The sequence below is a fragment of the Sulfitobacter sp. OXR-159 genome, assembly GCF_034377145.1.
In the GTDB taxonomy this organism is placed as follows: domain Bacteria; phylum Pseudomonadota; class Alphaproteobacteria; order Rhodobacterales; family Rhodobacteraceae; genus Sulfitobacter.
Genome location: NZ_CP139707.1, coordinates 1408985 through 1423602 on the forward strand (window position 1 = coordinate 1408985; position 14618 = coordinate 1423602).

The following is a 14618-nucleotide window of genomic DNA, read 5'->3' on the forward strand; positions in this document are numbered from 1 at the left end:
ACACCGCGCCACAATGTAGCAGGATGCGGTTTCTTGGCACCGAAGACCCCACACGCAAACCACGACGAAGAACGAGAGTTCATTGAGCAGTATCTGAACGAAGGTTCGGAAGGGTACGGCGACATCAGCCACGTCTTGTCGTCAGGTATTAAGCCTGAAGGCTTCTATGTCTACTTGCTGATTGATCCGCGCGATCAAGCTATCTTCTACGTAGGGAAGGGTTCAGGTGGACGAGTGTATCAGCACGTCAAGTCTGCCCGCGCCCCAAAATCAAAAAATGGTGTCAAAGACTGCCGGATAATCGAAATCCAACGCGCAGGCGGAAAGGTGATCGAGGCCATCTACAAGAGCAACTTGTCGGAGGACGAGGCTTTTGGCGTTGAGCGGTACCTAATTGAGCGGCTTCGCAAGCATGGTTTGACCAACATAGCCGGAGGGGTTGTCACATCGCGGCAATCAAGTATGGCGCGCGCAGCCAAGCTCCTATCGCACCTGAAGTCATACGACGTGTGGTTCAACAACGCATCGCCTGAGACGCTAGAGCTTGTAAGCACGGTGTTCGGCAGTCCGCGAGACTTCTACGACACGTTGCGCGGAGAAATCGAGGAACTGACAAGGTTCCCGCAGGTGCTTGAGTTCGAATATTCAAATGCATTGAAAAATTTCAAAGGAAATCAAAATGCCTGCTGCTAGAGGGGGCGCGCGCAAGGGAGCGGGCCGCCCAAAGGGCAGCCGTTCCGCAGCGACCAAGGAACAGATCAAGACAATATCAGAGCTTGCGAAGGACCATGCGCCTGCAGCCCTCAAGGCTTTGGTTCAGGTTGCCACCAGAGGTAAGAGCGAGGCCGCACGGGTCAGTGCTGCGTCTGCCATCCTCGACCGAGGCTATGGCAAGCCTTCGCAGTCCCACGAGGTCACAGGTAAAGACGGCAAGCCGATCTCCCACGATATGAAGGTAAGCGCCAAGGTGGTCATGGTGCCCCCGAAGGATGAATCCGTAGTCGAGGTGAAGAAGATACCGAAGGGTGAAGGCGAATGAGCCTGCACGTTGACCCTACGGTGCTGGACGACCCGGACACGGAAGTGGTCTGGAAACCTACGCCGAAGCAGGCCGAGTTTCTGGCGTCTGACGACTTCGAGGTTCTCTATGGTGGCGCTGCTGGCGGCGGTAAAAGTGATGCCCTTCTGATAGACGCCCTGTGCCTCCAGCATGGCGGCTTGGAGAACGGCAACCACAGAGCGGTTCTATTCCGTCGCAGCTTTGTGGAGTTGCGGGATCTCATTGGCCGTTCCCTTGAGCTATACCGCGACATCGACCCTGACGCGACGTACAACCAGACAGACAAGGTTTGGACGTTCTCAAGCGGGGCCAAGGTAGAGTTTGGCTATCTCGCCAACGATAACGACCGCCTGAAGTATCGTGGCCGGGCTTGGAACTACATCGGCTTTGACGAACTGACCCTTTGGACCACCGATGTCTGCTATCTATACCTGTTCTCCCGCTGCCGATCGACAGACAAGACGCTGCCTCGCTACATCCGCGCGACCACGAACCCGGATGGCCCAGGCCAGAAGTGGGTCATGGAGCGTTGGGGTATTCAGGAGACCGGCGAAGAAACCTTTGTTCCCGTTGACATCGTGGATGAAGAACTTGGCACGATCACAAGCATGTATCGGCGGTTCATCCCGGCTCGCCTGTCGGAGAACACCTATCTGAGCTCAACAGGCTACCGTGAGGCACTGCTTCAGCTTGCGCCAGAGGAACGTGACGCGCTGCTTCAGGGCTTCTGGCGTCAGGGCAAGGTGCATGGTGCTTATTACACCAACGAGATGCAGCGCCTTCGCTCAGAGGGCCGCATTCGGCATGTACCCTACGTTTCATCAGCGCCGGTCAATACCTTCTGGGATTTGGGCTGGAATGACACCACAGCGATCTGGTTTCATCAGATCGTCGCTGGCGAACATCGTTTCATCAAATGCTACGAAAACAGCGGCGAGAAACTGGAACACTACGCTCAGTACCTTCTCTCAGCCGGTGTCAACCTGTCCGGGGTTCACTATCTGCCGCACGATGCTGAGAACAAGAGCCTTCAGACCGGTAAGAGCGCGGTCCAAATTTTGCGCGAGCTGCTGCCAGCCCTTTCTTTCCAAGTCGTGCCGCGCACCCCGCAAGTCCTAACCGGCATCAATCAGACGCGCCTTGCCATGGGCAGCAACGTCTACATTGACGACGTTGAGTGCGTCGATGGCGTTGCCGCGCTGGATAACTACCGCAAAACGTACAACCCGCGCCTCGATGCCTTCACCGACCAGCCCATGCACGACCGGTTCTCGAACTATGCCGATGCCTTCCGACAGTGGGGGCAGGTGTTTGAGGAAATCGTGCGCGGTCACGCCCACAAACCCACATCGAAACAGCGCCGCCGCGCAACAGGATTGACCGCATGACCTCTCTTATTCGCCCCGCCCTCAATCTCGCACAGCGCCACTTTGAGCGGACGCACCAAGGTATCACTTGCATTGGCACATGGCTGACGCACGACGACCAGAAGGGCCGCACAGAGCCGTGCCTTGTCCTCCTGGACGCATCCCGCCCCATCGCAGCAGGCCGCACCGTGCCGGTGGTAATCCCCATGCGTGAGGCTTGGCGCTATGCCGTGTCCGACGACAAGACTATTGGCGACCGCCAACACGCCAAGCGCGCCATCGTGGGCTGGATCGAAGAAGGCCTATTGCCCAACGGCTTCATCCCCATCCTCAGCGCCATCAACGATAGCCTGCGCGACCTCTACAACATGCCGCCTAAGCCGAACTTTGGAACCGAGGCCATAGGCGACCTTATCATCAAAGACCGTCTGTCAGGGTCGACCCTTAAAGAGACGGAGATCACGAACGATGTGTAATGTTGAACGAGCAGGGGGCCGCGCCAATGTTTAACCCTGATGAAAAGCGCAACCGGCCATCCGGTGACGATGTATCGGGCAGCTTGGTCTATCACGGCGGACGCAAGAAGGCCCCGGGTGACACGTTCCTGCCGGATGATACCCCGGACCCGAACCGCAATCTCAAGCGCAAGACCGCATGGCTGGACAGCCCGCAAGGCTGGAACCTGCACACGAACCTCATGGGCCACTACATCCGTGAGCTCGACCGGCAGGCAGAGAACCGCGTTCAGATGGCAATGGACGAGGACTTCTACGACCACATCCAATTCACCGAGGATGAACTTGAGATCCTAGCCGAGCGCGGGCAAGCGCCGCTGGTCTTCAACATGATCCATACCTCTGTGAACTGGGTTCTCGGATCGCAACGCCGCTCGACCATGGATTACCGCATCCTCGCGCGTAACGAGCGCGGTGTGCAGGCCGCAGAGCGCAAGACGCAATTGCTCAAGCACGTCTCAGACGCCTCTCACTTTGAAAGCGCAACCGCCGATGCCTTCCAATCCGCAGTGAAGGCCGGTGTAGGCTGGCTGGAAGCCTGTCAGGGCAGCGACGACGACCACGCCAAGGTTATCATGCGCTCCGAGAACTGGCGCTCCATGCTCTATGACAGCACCGCCGTTCGTTATGACCTTGAGGACGCCCGGTATCAGATGCGCGTCAAATGGCTGGACGTGGACATCGCTATGGGTCTCTGGCGCCACCGGGCCGGGATGATCGAACGCGCAGCCAATGAATCCGGCAGCGGCATGTTCATGTCTGACGATCTCGGCGACGACGCCATGGATTTTCAGGAGATCGAGCACTTCCACAGCTATGCGGGCGGCAACCGTCAGAACGCCGTGGCCAACCGCGACCGTGTGCGCGTCATTGAGTGCTGGTTCAAGCGAATGGTGCCCGATGCAGCCGTGATGAAGGGCGGCCAGTTCCACGGCGAGCTATTCGACCCATACAGCCCCGGCCATGTCGCAGAGTACAACGAGGGGCGCGCCTTCCTCTCCACTCGCCCGCGTCAGGTGGTTCACTGCGCCCTGTTGACCGATAGCGGCCTGCTGGACGTGCGCCGCAGCCCATACCGCCACAACCGCTTCCCCTTCACCCCTCTCTGGGGCTATCGCCGCGCCCGTGATGGGATGCCCTACGGCATGATCCGGGGCCTGCGCGACATTCAACGTGACCTTAACCGCCGCGCCGCCAAGTCGCTGCACCACCTCTCGACCACCCGTGTGACGGTCGAAGAAGGTGCGGTGGATGATCTGGAAGAACTGCGCAACGAGGCCGCGCGCCCTGACGCGGTGATCCAGTACAAGCAGGGCAAGCAGGCGCCCAAGATCGAAGCAGACCGGGACATTGCTGCCGCCCACGTCGACATGATGTCGCGCGATGCCCAGATGATCCAGCAGGTCAGCGGCGTGACCGACGAGAACCTTGGCCGCAAGACCAACGCCACCAGCGGCAAGGCCATTCTGGCACGTCAGGACCAAGGCCAGCTAACCACGTCGCTATTCTTCGACAACCTGCGCCTCTCTCGGGCCATCCATGGCGAGAAGTCCCTCATCATGGTGGAGCAATACTACACCGAGGAAGACGAGTTCCGTATCACGGACAGCCGCGGCAACCCGGACTTTGTGGCGATCAACAACGGCGACCCCGAGAACAGCATCGCAGAGTTCAAAGCCGACTTTGTGGTGTCTGAGGAAGACTGGCGCGCGACAGCCCGTCAGGCACAGGCCGAGCAGCTACTTGAACTAGCTGGCCGCCTATCCTCGACCGCGCCGCAGATGGTTGTGGGCATCATGGACCTCATTGTGGAAGCCCTCGACGTGCCGAAGCGTGATGAACTGGTGAAGCGCATCCGTGAGGTGACAGGCCAAGAGGATCCCGACGCCGATCCCGATAACCCGACACCGGAAGAAGCCGAGCGTATGGCCGCCAAACAGGCTCAGAACGAGCTTCAGCAGCGCGCAGCCATGGCCGAGCTTTCCGAGAAGGAAGCCGACGCCGCTAAGACCAAGGCAGAGGCCGAGAAGGCGAGCGCAGAGGCTCAGAAGATCCTCGCAGAGCTTCAAGGCGCCGGGCAGGGGGGCGAGAACGCCGCTCAGGGCGCAGAGATCGAGCGCCGGTTCATGGAGCAGCAGCAGGCGTTTGAGCGCGAGCTGATGAAGCTGCGTGAGCAGGCCATGGAGCAAACCGCCAAGTACGAGCAGAAGATCGCGGAAGCTGATGCCCGCGCCGATGCAGCGTACCGCGCCGTGGAGATCGAGAAGGCCCGGATCGCAGAGGAAGGCGACATCAAGATCGCTGAGATCGAAGCCCAAGCCAAGATCGCCATCGCCCAGATCAACGCCAACCACAAGGCCGAGACGGAAGAAGCGGCCCGCAAGCAAACCGACGACATGAACAACATCACCGACCGCGCCAAACGCCTGAAAGATCAGGCAGGCGCCGCAAACCAAGAGGACGCATGACATGACTACCGATGTGACCGCGAAAGACTTCAATCCCTCCAACAATGAATTGGTGGATCAAATCAAACAGAAGGCGAATGAGCTTGCGGAGGTGGTCAATCAGCTACCCGCAAGCCGCCGCCGGAGTATCGCACTCACGCACGTCGAAACGGCCAGCATGTTCGCTGTGAAAGCCGTCTTCTACGACGACGACAACCAGCGCACCGACGCCTGAACCACACAACCAAAGGAGACACGCCATGACCTTTCGCGTGAACGAAACCGACCATGATCACATCCCGGAAGAATTTACCGTGGAAAGCCTGAAGGAAGCGGGCTTCGAGGATGCCGAGATTGAGCTTTTGTCTCAGGGTGACGATCCCATCGTGACCATCGAAGACCCTGACGCCGAGGCGGGCAAGGCCGCCGCCGACGACCCGGCCAAGGGTGACGTGGGCGCACCACCCGCCGAGGAAGGCGACATCGCGGACCAAGCCACCGGGGATGATGACGCAGCAGCCCAACAGGCCGCAGCGGACGCCCAGAAGGCCGCTGATGATGCCGCAACAGCGGAGAAGGCCGCCGAGCCTACCGAGGTTGAAGACCCTCAGATGCCGCAAGTCCCCGACACCACCGAGGCAGAGGCGAAGCTGGCCGAGGCCGATCAGGCGCTTGAGGCACTTCTGTCGAAGTATGACGATGGGGAACTGACCTCAGAGGAATACCGCGAGCAGCAGAAGGCTATCGTGGCCGAACAGGCGCAAGCTCAGGCGGCCATCGCACAGGCCGAGAACGTGGTGCAGAACGCCGCTCAACAGCAGCAACAGCACTGGTTCAACCGTCTTGAAGCCTACAAGGAAGCCGCGCCCGAGCTTTGGAGCGACGACCACCTTGCAGGCTGGGACCGCCAGTTGCGCGCCGTCACAGGCAATCAGGCCTATGCCGACATGAGCCGCGATGCCCAGATCAAGATGGCGCACCGCCTCTACGCTGCCGAATACGAGGCCCGCAACGGTACGCCGCTTGAGATCGCCCCACCGGCGGCCAAAGGCGAGGCGAAGGCCGAGGACAAGGGCCCCGAGGAAAAGCTGGAAGTGAAGAAGGGCGAGAAGCCCAAGGCACCGCAGACGCTGGCCGACTTCAACAGCGACACCAGCGCCGAGGTGGAAGACAGCCGCTTCGCCGCCATCGATCGGCAGATCATGAAAGACCCGATTGCGGCTGAGACTGCATTCGCAAGCATGACGCCCGAGCAGCAAGAACGCTTCTTGGAAGAAGTCTGAGGGGGCTAGTACCATGTGGAAGACCAAACTGACCGCCAAAGACAATCACATCCCGCATGAGATTGCCGTAGGCGATGATACGATCATCCGCATGGTCCGGTCGGGCGAGGGGGTATTGAGCATCGTGGTCGATGCCCCCCGTCACAAGACCATCGTGAGGCGCGCGGGCAGCATCGTTCAGACCCCCGCCCAAGAAGGTTGATAAGATCGCCTAAAGCGTGGTAAACACCGTTCATATACCAAGCGCAGGACGTGCCTGGGTCATTCTCAAGTTTGACTCTAAGGAGACGTTCTAATGCAAACTGTGGTTGGGGTTAACGACCCGAAAGCAGTCCGTCGCTGGGCTACTTCGCTCGCAACAGATACCGAAAAGCAGTCCTACTGGACCAAATTCATCGGCAAAGGTGAAAACAACATCATCGAGCGCAAGGTTGAGCTCGAAGATGAAGCCGGTGACACCATCCAGTTCGACCTGTCCATGCGCCTGCGCGGTGGCATGACACTGGGTGATAACCGCGTCGAAGGTTCCGCCGAAAGCCTGACCTTCTACACCGACGAGGTGAAGATCGACCAAGCCCGTAAGGGTGCATCGGCTGCCGGTCGCATGTCGCGCAAGCGCACCCTGCACAACCTGCGCCGCATCGCCCGCGACCGTACCTCTGAGTACGTCGCTCAGTGGATGGATGAAGGATATTTCGTCTATCTCTCTGGTGATGCTGGCTTCCAAGCGATCAACCAAGACGGCGTTTTCGATAAGGCATTCGCCGGCAACCCGATCAAAGCCCCTGACGCGGATCACATCCTCTACGCCGGTTCAGCCACGTCGAAGGCGACCATCACCGCCAACGACAAGATGAACGTCGCGTTCCTTGAGCGTGTGGCCGTGAAGCCAACCATGATGAACGCGGTGAACCCGAATGTGGTTCGCATGAGCCCGGTCAACGTGGAAGGCGGCAAGCGGTTCGTGGTGCTGATGTCGCCCTTCCAAGCCTACGACATGCGCGTGGAGACCGGTGATCTCTCTTGGTCGAAGATCAGCCAAGCCCTCGCCACCTCGGAAGGCCGCAACTCGCCCATCTGCAAAGGTGGTTTGGGCATGATCAACAACATGGTCCTGCATGAGCATGAATCGGTTCGCCGCTTCAATGACTACGGTGCTGGTGGTGATGTTGACGCGGGCCGCGCGCTCCTGCTGGGCCGTCAGGCCGGTGTGGTTGCATACGGCTCCGGTGGCAACGGTGCCCGGATGTCGTGGGTCGAGAAAATGACCGACGCCGACAACCAGATCGAAATCTACTGCGGCTTGATCGCGGGCATCAAGAAGACGCGGTTCAACGACCTCGACTTCGGTGTCTGCGCGCTCGACACCGCCTGTAAGAACCCGAACTGAGCCATTGATGGGGCGCCCTAGCGGCGCCTCTCACCCTTTCAACGCCAGAACGGAGACAGTCCAATGGCTATCAAGCAATCGCAATACTTCGTAGGGAACGCCCGCACACCGGTGCCGCACCCTCACCGCAAAGGTGAAGTGATCAAGTATATGTTCACTCACACCTTCACCGAAGGCCTCGACACCGGCGACATCCTCGAACTGTTCCCGCTGTTCCCCTATGGCCGCATCACCGGCTTCCAGTTCATCGGTGAGAACATCGGCACCAACGCCCTCGACATCGGCCTGATGTCCGGCAACCCCGGCTCGCTGGATGCCGCGCGCACCAGTGACGACGCGCTGATCGATGGCGTAGCAGCCAACACCGGCGGCTCTACCGGCCTGATCGCCCTCTCCGCGCTTGCTGAGAACGGTGAAACACCCGTTTCCATCGGCGTGAAGACCGCGACCGAGATCACGGCAGGCGCAACCAAGAAGCTGCACGTCCTGATCGAAGCGACCTCGTAAGGCCGCTCATTGTCCGGTTAGCCCGCGCCTCACCATAAGTGCGGGCTGATCGTAACCCCTCTCAGAAAGGCACCTGCCATGTCTACCGAAACAGCCGCAATCATCCATTCGATCCTCTACCGCAAGGGCGGTACGCATGTGACGCTGGACGGGGCCAAGTACCACTTCATTGACGACGACAAAGGCCGTCAGGTCGCGCCGGTGGTGAACCCCGACCACATTGAGCGGTTCTTGCAGATCCCCGAGGGCTACAAGCTGCTGCGTGGCGATACCGCGGCCTCCGCACCGGCTACGCCCATGGGGGCCACTGGTGGCGCGGAGATCAAGAGCGCAAGTGTTGATGGCCTCAAGATCGAAAAGGGTGACGGGCAGGCCAAGGCACCGCAGCAGGAACAGGGACAGCAGACCGAGCCGGAAGCAGGCAACAGCGAGCCGAAAGCGCCCGAGAAGGACACAGCGCCGCAGCAGCCCGCCAAGACCGCAGGCGATACCGCGCTTGACGACATGGACACCGACCAGCTGCGCGCCGCATTCGAGACCGAAGTAGGCCGCAAGCCTCACCCACAAGCCAAAGACGACACCATGCGCGCCCAGATCAAGGCCGCGCGCGAAGACAAGGCCGGGGCCGCATAAAACCCGGCCTCCTTTACTGACGGAGATACCGGGTGACATTCCAGACCAAAGACGTAATGGCGCGCGCAGCGACCACGCTACAAGACGCCAGCAACATCAGGTGGCCCGTGACAGAGCTTCACGGCTACCTGAACGACGGTCTGCGCGAGATCGTGACCATCAAGCCAAACGCTGTTTCCAAGACCGTGAACCTTGAGCTTGATGAAGGCACTCTGCAAACCCTCCCGGCTGAATACACGGTTCTCTCCCGCGTATCCCGCAACATGGTCGATGCCAACACGGGCGGCGGCGCGATCCGCCGTCTCGACTCGCGTTCGATCATGGATAGCCACATGCCAGGGTGGCAAGACCCAGCAGTGATCCCCTTCGCCAAGAAGGTGGTGCATGTGATCCACGACATCGCGGACCCCAACCAGTTCTATGTCGCCCCCGGAAACGACGGCACAGGGATCATTGAGGCGGTAGTGGGCGCATACCCCACCAAAAGCCCTGTGCCCGGTGCGGATGCGGACGACATCGCCAGCTATGCCGATGCTGTGGACGTGCCTGACATCTACATGAACGCGCTTGTCGATTATGTGATCTACCGCGCCTACTCGAAAGACGCCCGTATTGCTGGCTCTGCGGCCCGCGCCGCCGCGCATTACACGCTGTTCCGCGATTCCGTGACCAATTTCTCGCAATCTGAAAACGGCATGTCGCTGGCAGCCGCAAATTCGGGGGAATAACCCATGTCTTTTGCCATGACTGCCAGCGTTGACGAGCTCATGCCCTACATCTTGCCCAAGGTGCCAACCGTACCGCTGCCCTATGCGCAGTTTCAGGCGCGGCTGGCCGCAATTGAGTTTTGCGAGCGGACCCGGTGCTGGCGGCAGGTGCTGACCTCGAACCTCAACAGCAGCAAGGGCTGTATGCTGGCCCCATTCAACGCGACCATCCATGAGTTTGAGGAAGCCACGTTGGACGGCAACCTTCTGACGCCGACGCAGTTCACTGATGTGGAGCCTGACGAGCTTACCGGGGGCGAAAACGAGGGACCGGCCAAATACATCACTCAGATCAGCCCTGGCACCGTGTCCGTTTATCCATTCGAGCGCGGTAAACTTCGCGTCTCATGCTTCCTCAAGCCTCGCCATGGTCAGGCGGTAGGGTTGGATGAAGATAACCCGCTGGATGATGCCTACAACGTCCTGCCTGAGTTCATGGTGACGCAATACGCCGAGAAGCTGGCCGACGGCGCGCTCTGGCGCATCATGTCGACCAACAACCAGCCGTTCACCGACTTGGAGATGGCCGCAGTACACCGGCAGGCCTTTGAAGACGCCTGCAACACGCACTTCGGGTCCAACCTACGCGGCCAGCAGCGCGCCCCCGTGCGCGTCAAGCCACGCTGGATGTGAGGTAAGCCATGCTCATTCGCTCTGCCGACCTGAAAGGCTCCATTCCACGGCTGCACCCGCGCCTGTTGCCAGGCAACTATGCGCAGATCGCGCGCAACACCCGGCTGGAAGACGGCTCAATCGGCCCGATCAAAGCGCCTGTCACCGCCCACACCTTCGCAACAGCCCCGGCCACCTTCCTCAAGTGGAACGGTAACTTTGTCAGCTTCGATCAGGAGGACGTATATGCAACGCCCGGACCCGTGGCGCAGGACCGCTTGTACTTCATGGGCGATGGCGGCGCGCCTAAGATGCGCGTCGGCGGGACAGACTACGCGCTGGCACTCTATGCGCCCAGCTTGGCCGCCACGGTCACACGGGTAACGCAGGACGTTGGAAACGCGCCATCGCTGGCCACAGTCTATGTAAACCCACCAGACCCGGAGCTACCGCCCGAGACGTTCGACTATCGATACAGCGCCATCACGGAGAAGGGCGAGACCATCGCCTCACCTTCAGCGGACATCGTGCGCGTCGACGGCGAGCGGGTGGTCCTGAGCAACATGGTCCTGCCGGAAGGCACGTTGAAGATCCGCGTCTATCGCCTCGACCGCAGCCGACCATCGGGCGCAGCGGGGCGCTTCGGCTTGCTTCTTGAGCAAAACTACGTTGCTGGCACCCATGGTCCCCTCAACAGCGCGTCTATCACGGACTTCTTCTCGGTGTTTCCTGATGTCAGTAAGGCACCGTTCGAGGATGGCGACTATGCGGCGACTGAGGAAGTCGTCACCTACACCTACACCTATGTGACCGAGTTCGATGAAGAAAGCGCACCGGCCCCAGCCTCGGCCCTTTTGAAGATCGGCAAAACCGACGCCGCCACCTTCAGCGTATCGGCGCCGGGGCAAAGCGGGCGCGGTATTGACCGGATCAGGGTCTACCGGTCCAAGACCAGCCTTGCAGGCACGACAGACTTCTATTTCCTCACTGAATTGACCGTTGGGCAAGCTGGAAGCGTTCAAGAGGACGACTTCAACCAACTCTTGAATGAGCCCATCCCCAGCACGGACTATAACCCGCCCGAGGACGACGCGCGCGGCCTGATACCTCTCCCCAATGGACTTATGGCGGCATTCCGTGGGCGCGAGCTTATGTTTTGCGAACCGTACAAGCCCCATGCCTGGCCGATCAAATACCGCATGACGACAGACACCGACATCGTGGGCCTTGGCGCATTCGGTACATTCGTGGCCGTCCTGACCAAAGGGACGCCGTTCATGGTGCAGGGTTCCGACCCTTCGCTTATGATTATGGAGAAGCTGGAAAGCACCCTGCCATGCCTTAATGACGCGAGTATCGTGGATATGGGCTACTCCGTCGCCTATGCGTCCTATGAGGGGCTTGTGGTGGTCAGCCAGCGCGGGGCCGAGGTGGTGAGCCGCCGTCTATTCACGGAAGAACAGTGGCGCGCCATGCGGCCGCAGAGCATCCGGGCATCACAGCGCGGCGGGCGGTATCATTTTACCTATCAGCCTGTAGCGAACGGGCCGCGCAAGTTCGGCATCATCGATCTGAGCGGCGAGCAGCCTTTCTTCATCGAAGCCGACATCGAACCGACCTTGCTTTACTTCGATCCAGACACGGGCTCGCTCTACTACATCGAAGGCGATGCCGTGGTGAAAGAGTTCGACCCGCGCAATGGGGCCACCATCGAGAAGCAGTCATGGCGTGGGCGTCGTATCGTGCTGCCGGGATATGACAACTTCGGTGCCATCTTTGTCGAGACAGACGACGTGGCCGGCACAAAGGCGACCCCAACCGATCCTGACTGCACCATCCGTATCTATGCCGATGGCAATTTGGTCCACACCACTACGGACATCAACTTTGCTACGAGGCTGCCCAGTGGGTTTACCGCGGACAAGTGGGAGATCGAGATCGAAGGCTATGCCGCGGTAACGGGCATTAGCCTTGCAAGCGACATTGCCGAATTGGTGGGGAACTGATGGCTGATGAAAGCAACCCTTGGCAGGGCGTTGCCCTTGTTCCTGAGCAGCCCCGGGCAACACAGCCTCCGGTGGAGCGCCGCAGCCCATTGGATGAACGCACCCTCAACCAAGCCGAGGTGCTGGCGGGGTTGCGCGGCGACAAGTCCGAACACGCCGTGCGGTTCAAAGACCTCGAAAACCTCAAACGAGAGGTCGCGAAGGAGGTTGCTGGGGTTGGGAAGTATGGCGACACAGGAAGCGGTCGAACGGGTAGTGTAGGAGAGCAGATCGCCGCACAGTTTGCAGCGATCGATACCGAGTCCAAGGCTCTGCTGAAGGACTATAACAAGCTGTTCGATCAGGCCATGGAAGGCATTGAGACGCTTGGCACAGAAGTAGACGGGAAGTTCGACACCTTCCAGACTGAACTAGACGGCAACTCCACCGCCATATCATCGCTGATTGTCTCCGTGGATGGTGTGAAGGCGCAGTATGGCATCAGGATCAACAATAACGGCCACATCTCAGGCTTCGGTCTGCTATCCCGCCTTATCAACGGCCAGCCCGTCAGCGACTTCATCATCAACGATGCTACGTTCCGTATTGTAAACAGCAGTGGTCAGGGAAACTTCACACCTTTCGCGGTCTACCCGACCGGGCGATATGTCGGGGGGGAATACATCCCCGCCGGTGTCCATGCTCAAGACCTTTATGTCACCAACGCAAACATTGGTGATGCTCAGATTGACACGGCTAAGATCAAAGATCTTTCCGTTGATACCCTGAAAATTGCGGGCAACGCGGTAACTGGTGCTTCATACACCAAACGAACGACCTCTTTGGCTGGTAACGGTTCACTAAGACCAGCCATTTCTGGCGCCGTTGACATCCCACCAAACACCTATGGTGATGTTGTGGTCGTCTGTAGCTTGGCGCAAGGTTATACCTCGGGGCCAAAAACATGGGGTTTTCGGCTTGAAACACAGTACGGATTGATCATTGAGCGTTTCAATATGGAGGCGATCAACGACTATCCAACCATCAGTGCAATCGCATCATTCAACAATACTACCAGCAACGCGATTACCTTGATCGTTGCCCTTCTATGGAACGGTGAAGATAGCACCGTAGAACTAGGTGCTCAGACCACCATGAACCTTATCGGGAGGTGGAAATGATACTGATCGTATACCGCCTTGAAGATGGTGAAATCCAATCAGTGATGAAACCCGCGCCACCCGTTGGGGCAGTGCCGCAAGGCCTTATTCCAGAGGGGCATTCCTGCATTCATCGTGAAGATGATGTGGCAAATGACCTCAACGCCGATACGCACCGTGTTTCTGCCGATGGCCGCATCATACGAAAGCCTATGGGCGTGATCGAGGCGCAGGCTTATGCTGCGGCCATGCGTGAGGTTAGGAGCCGTCGGAACCGCCTTTTAGCGACATCAGACTGGACCCAGGTTCCCGACAGCCCACACACAGCAGAGCAGCGTCAAGCATGGGCCTCGTACCGACAAGCCTTGCGCGATCTGCCCGAGAACATTGAAGACTTTGCGGAAATCGTTTGGCCGCAACCACCAACTTGAGATCAAAAGGGGCTCTGCCATGCCTTTGAAACTGACCAAAGCCAACCAAGACGCCATGCTGGAAGCCGCTATGAACCTGACGGGCACACCAGGATGGCACAAAGATGCTATCGCGTTCGGAGCAATGGAGGACAGCGGCGAGGTTTCGTGCATTGCCGTGTTTCAAAACTTCGCCGGTGGCGTGGCTGAGGTGCATCTCGCCCCTATTGGCGCCCCAATGCGGCCCGAGGTGATCGACGGATACAAGCAGCTCGCCTTTCACCCGAAGATGCTGGACCTGAAAGCGATCAATGCGACCTTGCCCGAACGCAACGTGGCCGGTCAGGTGGCTTGCCTCCAAGCGGGCTTCGCTTTCGAGTATCGCAAACGCCCTAGCGTAACAGGCGGTGAAGATGCTATTGTCCTATCATTGACCGCCGATTAGGTCATATCGCGCAGGACGTGCGGCCCAAGTCTATCCA

General features: G+C 59.3%; 17 protein-coding genes. All 17 read left to right on the forward strand.

The window, feature by feature from the left end; genetic code table 11:
- Positions 1-33: 33 nt before the first annotated feature.
- Positions 34-693: a GIY-YIG nuclease family protein gene (locus tag T8A63_RS07235; protein WP_322345352.1), complete on the forward strand. Its 660-nt coding sequence runs from the start codon at positions 34-36 to the stop codon at positions 691-693.
- Entirely contained in the window at positions 680-1039 is a 360-nt protein-coding gene (locus T8A63_RS07240) for a hypothetical protein (RefSeq protein ID WP_322345353.1), read from the forward strand. The genes T8A63_RS07235 and T8A63_RS07240 overlap by 14 nt, the downstream gene beginning before the upstream one ends.
- Complete coding sequence (locus T8A63_RS07245; protein ID WP_322345354.1) at positions 1036-2448, forward strand: terminase large subunit domain-containing protein; 1413 nt, start codon at positions 1036-1038, stop codon at positions 2446-2448. The genes T8A63_RS07240 and T8A63_RS07245 overlap by 4 nt, the downstream gene beginning before the upstream one ends.
- Complete coding sequence (locus T8A63_RS07250; RefSeq protein WP_209218160.1) at positions 2445-2903, forward strand: hypothetical protein; 459 nt, start codon at positions 2445-2447, stop codon at positions 2901-2903. Before T8A63_RS07245 ends, T8A63_RS07250 begins: the two co-directional genes overlap by 4 nt.
- Before the next feature lie 26 nt (positions 2904-2929).
- Entirely contained in the window at positions 2930-5410 is a 2481-nt protein-coding gene (locus T8A63_RS07255; RefSeq protein ID WP_322345355.1) for a hypothetical protein, read from the forward strand.
- A 1-nt stretch (position 5411) separates the two neighbouring features.
- A complete protein-coding gene (locus tag T8A63_RS07260) occupies positions 5412-5624 on the forward strand; it encodes a hypothetical protein (RefSeq protein WP_322345356.1) in 213 nt (70 codons plus the stop codon).
- Positions 5625-5649: 25 nt separating this feature from the next.
- Complete coding sequence (locus T8A63_RS07265; protein WP_322345357.1) at positions 5650-6672, forward strand: hypothetical protein; 1023 nt, start codon at positions 5650-5652, stop codon at positions 6670-6672.
- 13 nt (positions 6673-6685) lie between these two features.
- Positions 6686-6874, forward strand: coding sequence for a hypothetical protein (locus T8A63_RS07270; protein WP_209218164.1), 189 nt, complete (start codon positions 6686-6688; stop codon positions 6872-6874).
- Positions 6875-6967: 93 nt separating this feature from the next.
- Positions 6968-8062: a N4-gp56 family major capsid protein gene (locus tag T8A63_RS07275; protein ID WP_322345358.1), complete on the forward strand. Its 1095-nt coding sequence runs from the start codon at positions 6968-6970 to the stop codon at positions 8060-8062.
- 63 nt (positions 8063-8125) lie between these two features.
- Positions 8126-8569: a hypothetical protein gene (locus T8A63_RS07280; protein ID WP_322345359.1), complete on the forward strand. Its 444-nt coding sequence runs from the start codon at positions 8126-8128 to the stop codon at positions 8567-8569.
- 78 nt (positions 8570-8647) lie between these two features.
- Positions 8648-9202 carry a hypothetical protein gene (locus T8A63_RS07285; RefSeq protein ID WP_322345360.1) on the forward strand — a complete coding sequence of 185 codons (555 nt, stop codon included), beginning with the start codon at positions 8648-8650 and terminating at the stop codon, positions 9200-9202.
- A gap of 32 nt (positions 9203-9234) precedes the next feature.
- On the forward strand, positions 9235-9930 hold the full coding sequence (locus T8A63_RS07290) for a DUF6682 family protein (RefSeq protein ID WP_322345361.1): 696 nt from the start codon (positions 9235-9237) through the stop codon (positions 9928-9930).
- Between the two features lie 3 nt (positions 9931-9933).
- A complete protein-coding gene (locus tag T8A63_RS07295; RefSeq protein WP_322345362.1) occupies positions 9934-10602 on the forward strand; it encodes a hypothetical protein in 669 nt (222 codons plus the stop codon).
- An 8-nt stretch (positions 10603-10610) separates the two neighbouring features.
- Positions 10611-12587: a hypothetical protein gene (locus T8A63_RS07300; RefSeq protein ID WP_322345363.1), complete on the forward strand. Its 1977-nt coding sequence runs from the start codon at positions 10611-10613 to the stop codon at positions 12585-12587.
- Positions 12587-13747 (forward strand): hypothetical protein, encoded by a 1161-nt coding sequence (locus T8A63_RS07305; protein ID WP_322345364.1) that lies wholly within the window; start codon positions 12587-12589, stop codon positions 13745-13747. The genes T8A63_RS07300 and T8A63_RS07305 overlap by 1 nt, the downstream gene beginning before the upstream one ends.
- Positions 13744-14157 carry a tail fiber assembly protein gene (locus T8A63_RS07310; RefSeq protein ID WP_322345365.1) on the forward strand — a complete coding sequence of 138 codons (414 nt, stop codon included), beginning with the start codon at positions 13744-13746 and terminating at the stop codon, positions 14155-14157. The genes T8A63_RS07305 and T8A63_RS07310 overlap by 4 nt, the downstream gene beginning before the upstream one ends.
- A gap of 19 nt (positions 14158-14176) precedes the next feature.
- A complete protein-coding gene (locus T8A63_RS07315) occupies positions 14177-14581 on the forward strand; it encodes a hypothetical protein (protein ID WP_322345366.1) in 405 nt (134 codons plus the stop codon).
- Positions 14582-14618 lie beyond the last annotated feature (37 nt).

Bases quoted from the DNA above. Each gene is read 5' to 3' on its own strand.
- T8A63_RS07240 (WP_322345353.1), top strand. From the start codon at position 680: ATGCCTGCTGCTAGAGGGGGCGCGCGCAAGGGAGCGGGCCGCCCAAAG.
- T8A63_RS07245 (WP_322345354.1), top strand. From the start codon at position 1,036: ATGAGCCTGCACGTTGACCCTACGGTGCTGGACGACCCGGACACGGAA.
- T8A63_RS07250 (WP_209218160.1), top strand. From the start codon at position 2,445: ATGACCTCTCTTATTCGCCCCGCCCTCAATCTCGCACAGCGCCACTTT.
- T8A63_RS07255 (WP_322345355.1), top strand. From the start codon at position 2,930: ATGTTTAACCCTGATGAAAAGCGCAACCGGCCATCCGGTGACGATGTA.
- T8A63_RS07260 (WP_322345356.1), top strand. From the start codon at position 5,412: ATGACTACCGATGTGACCGCGAAAGACTTCAATCCCTCCAACAATGAA.
- T8A63_RS07265 (WP_322345357.1), top strand. From the start codon at position 5,650: ATGACCTTTCGCGTGAACGAAACCGACCATGATCACATCCCGGAAGAA.
- T8A63_RS07270 (WP_209218164.1), top strand. From the start codon at position 6,686: ATGTGGAAGACCAAACTGACCGCCAAAGACAATCACATCCCGCATGAG.
- T8A63_RS07275 (WP_322345358.1), top strand. From the start codon at position 6,968: ATGCAAACTGTGGTTGGGGTTAACGACCCGAAAGCAGTCCGTCGCTGG.
- T8A63_RS07280 (WP_322345359.1), top strand. From the start codon at position 8,126: ATGGCTATCAAGCAATCGCAATACTTCGTAGGGAACGCCCGCACACCG.
- T8A63_RS07285 (WP_322345360.1), top strand. From the start codon at position 8,648: ATGTCTACCGAAACAGCCGCAATCATCCATTCGATCCTCTACCGCAAG.
- T8A63_RS07295 (WP_322345362.1), top strand. From the start codon at position 9,934: ATGTCTTTTGCCATGACTGCCAGCGTTGACGAGCTCATGCCCTACATC.
- T8A63_RS07300 (WP_322345363.1), top strand. From the start codon at position 10,611: ATGCTCATTCGCTCTGCCGACCTGAAAGGCTCCATTCCACGGCTGCAC.
- T8A63_RS07305 (WP_322345364.1), top strand. From the start codon at position 12,587: ATGGCTGATGAAAGCAACCCTTGGCAGGGCGTTGCCCTTGTTCCTGAG.
- T8A63_RS07310 (WP_322345365.1), top strand. From the start codon at position 13,744: ATGATACTGATCGTATACCGCCTTGAAGATGGTGAAATCCAATCAGTG.
- T8A63_RS07315 (WP_322345366.1), top strand. From the start codon at position 14,177: ATGCCTTTGAAACTGACCAAAGCCAACCAAGACGCCATGCTGGAAGCC.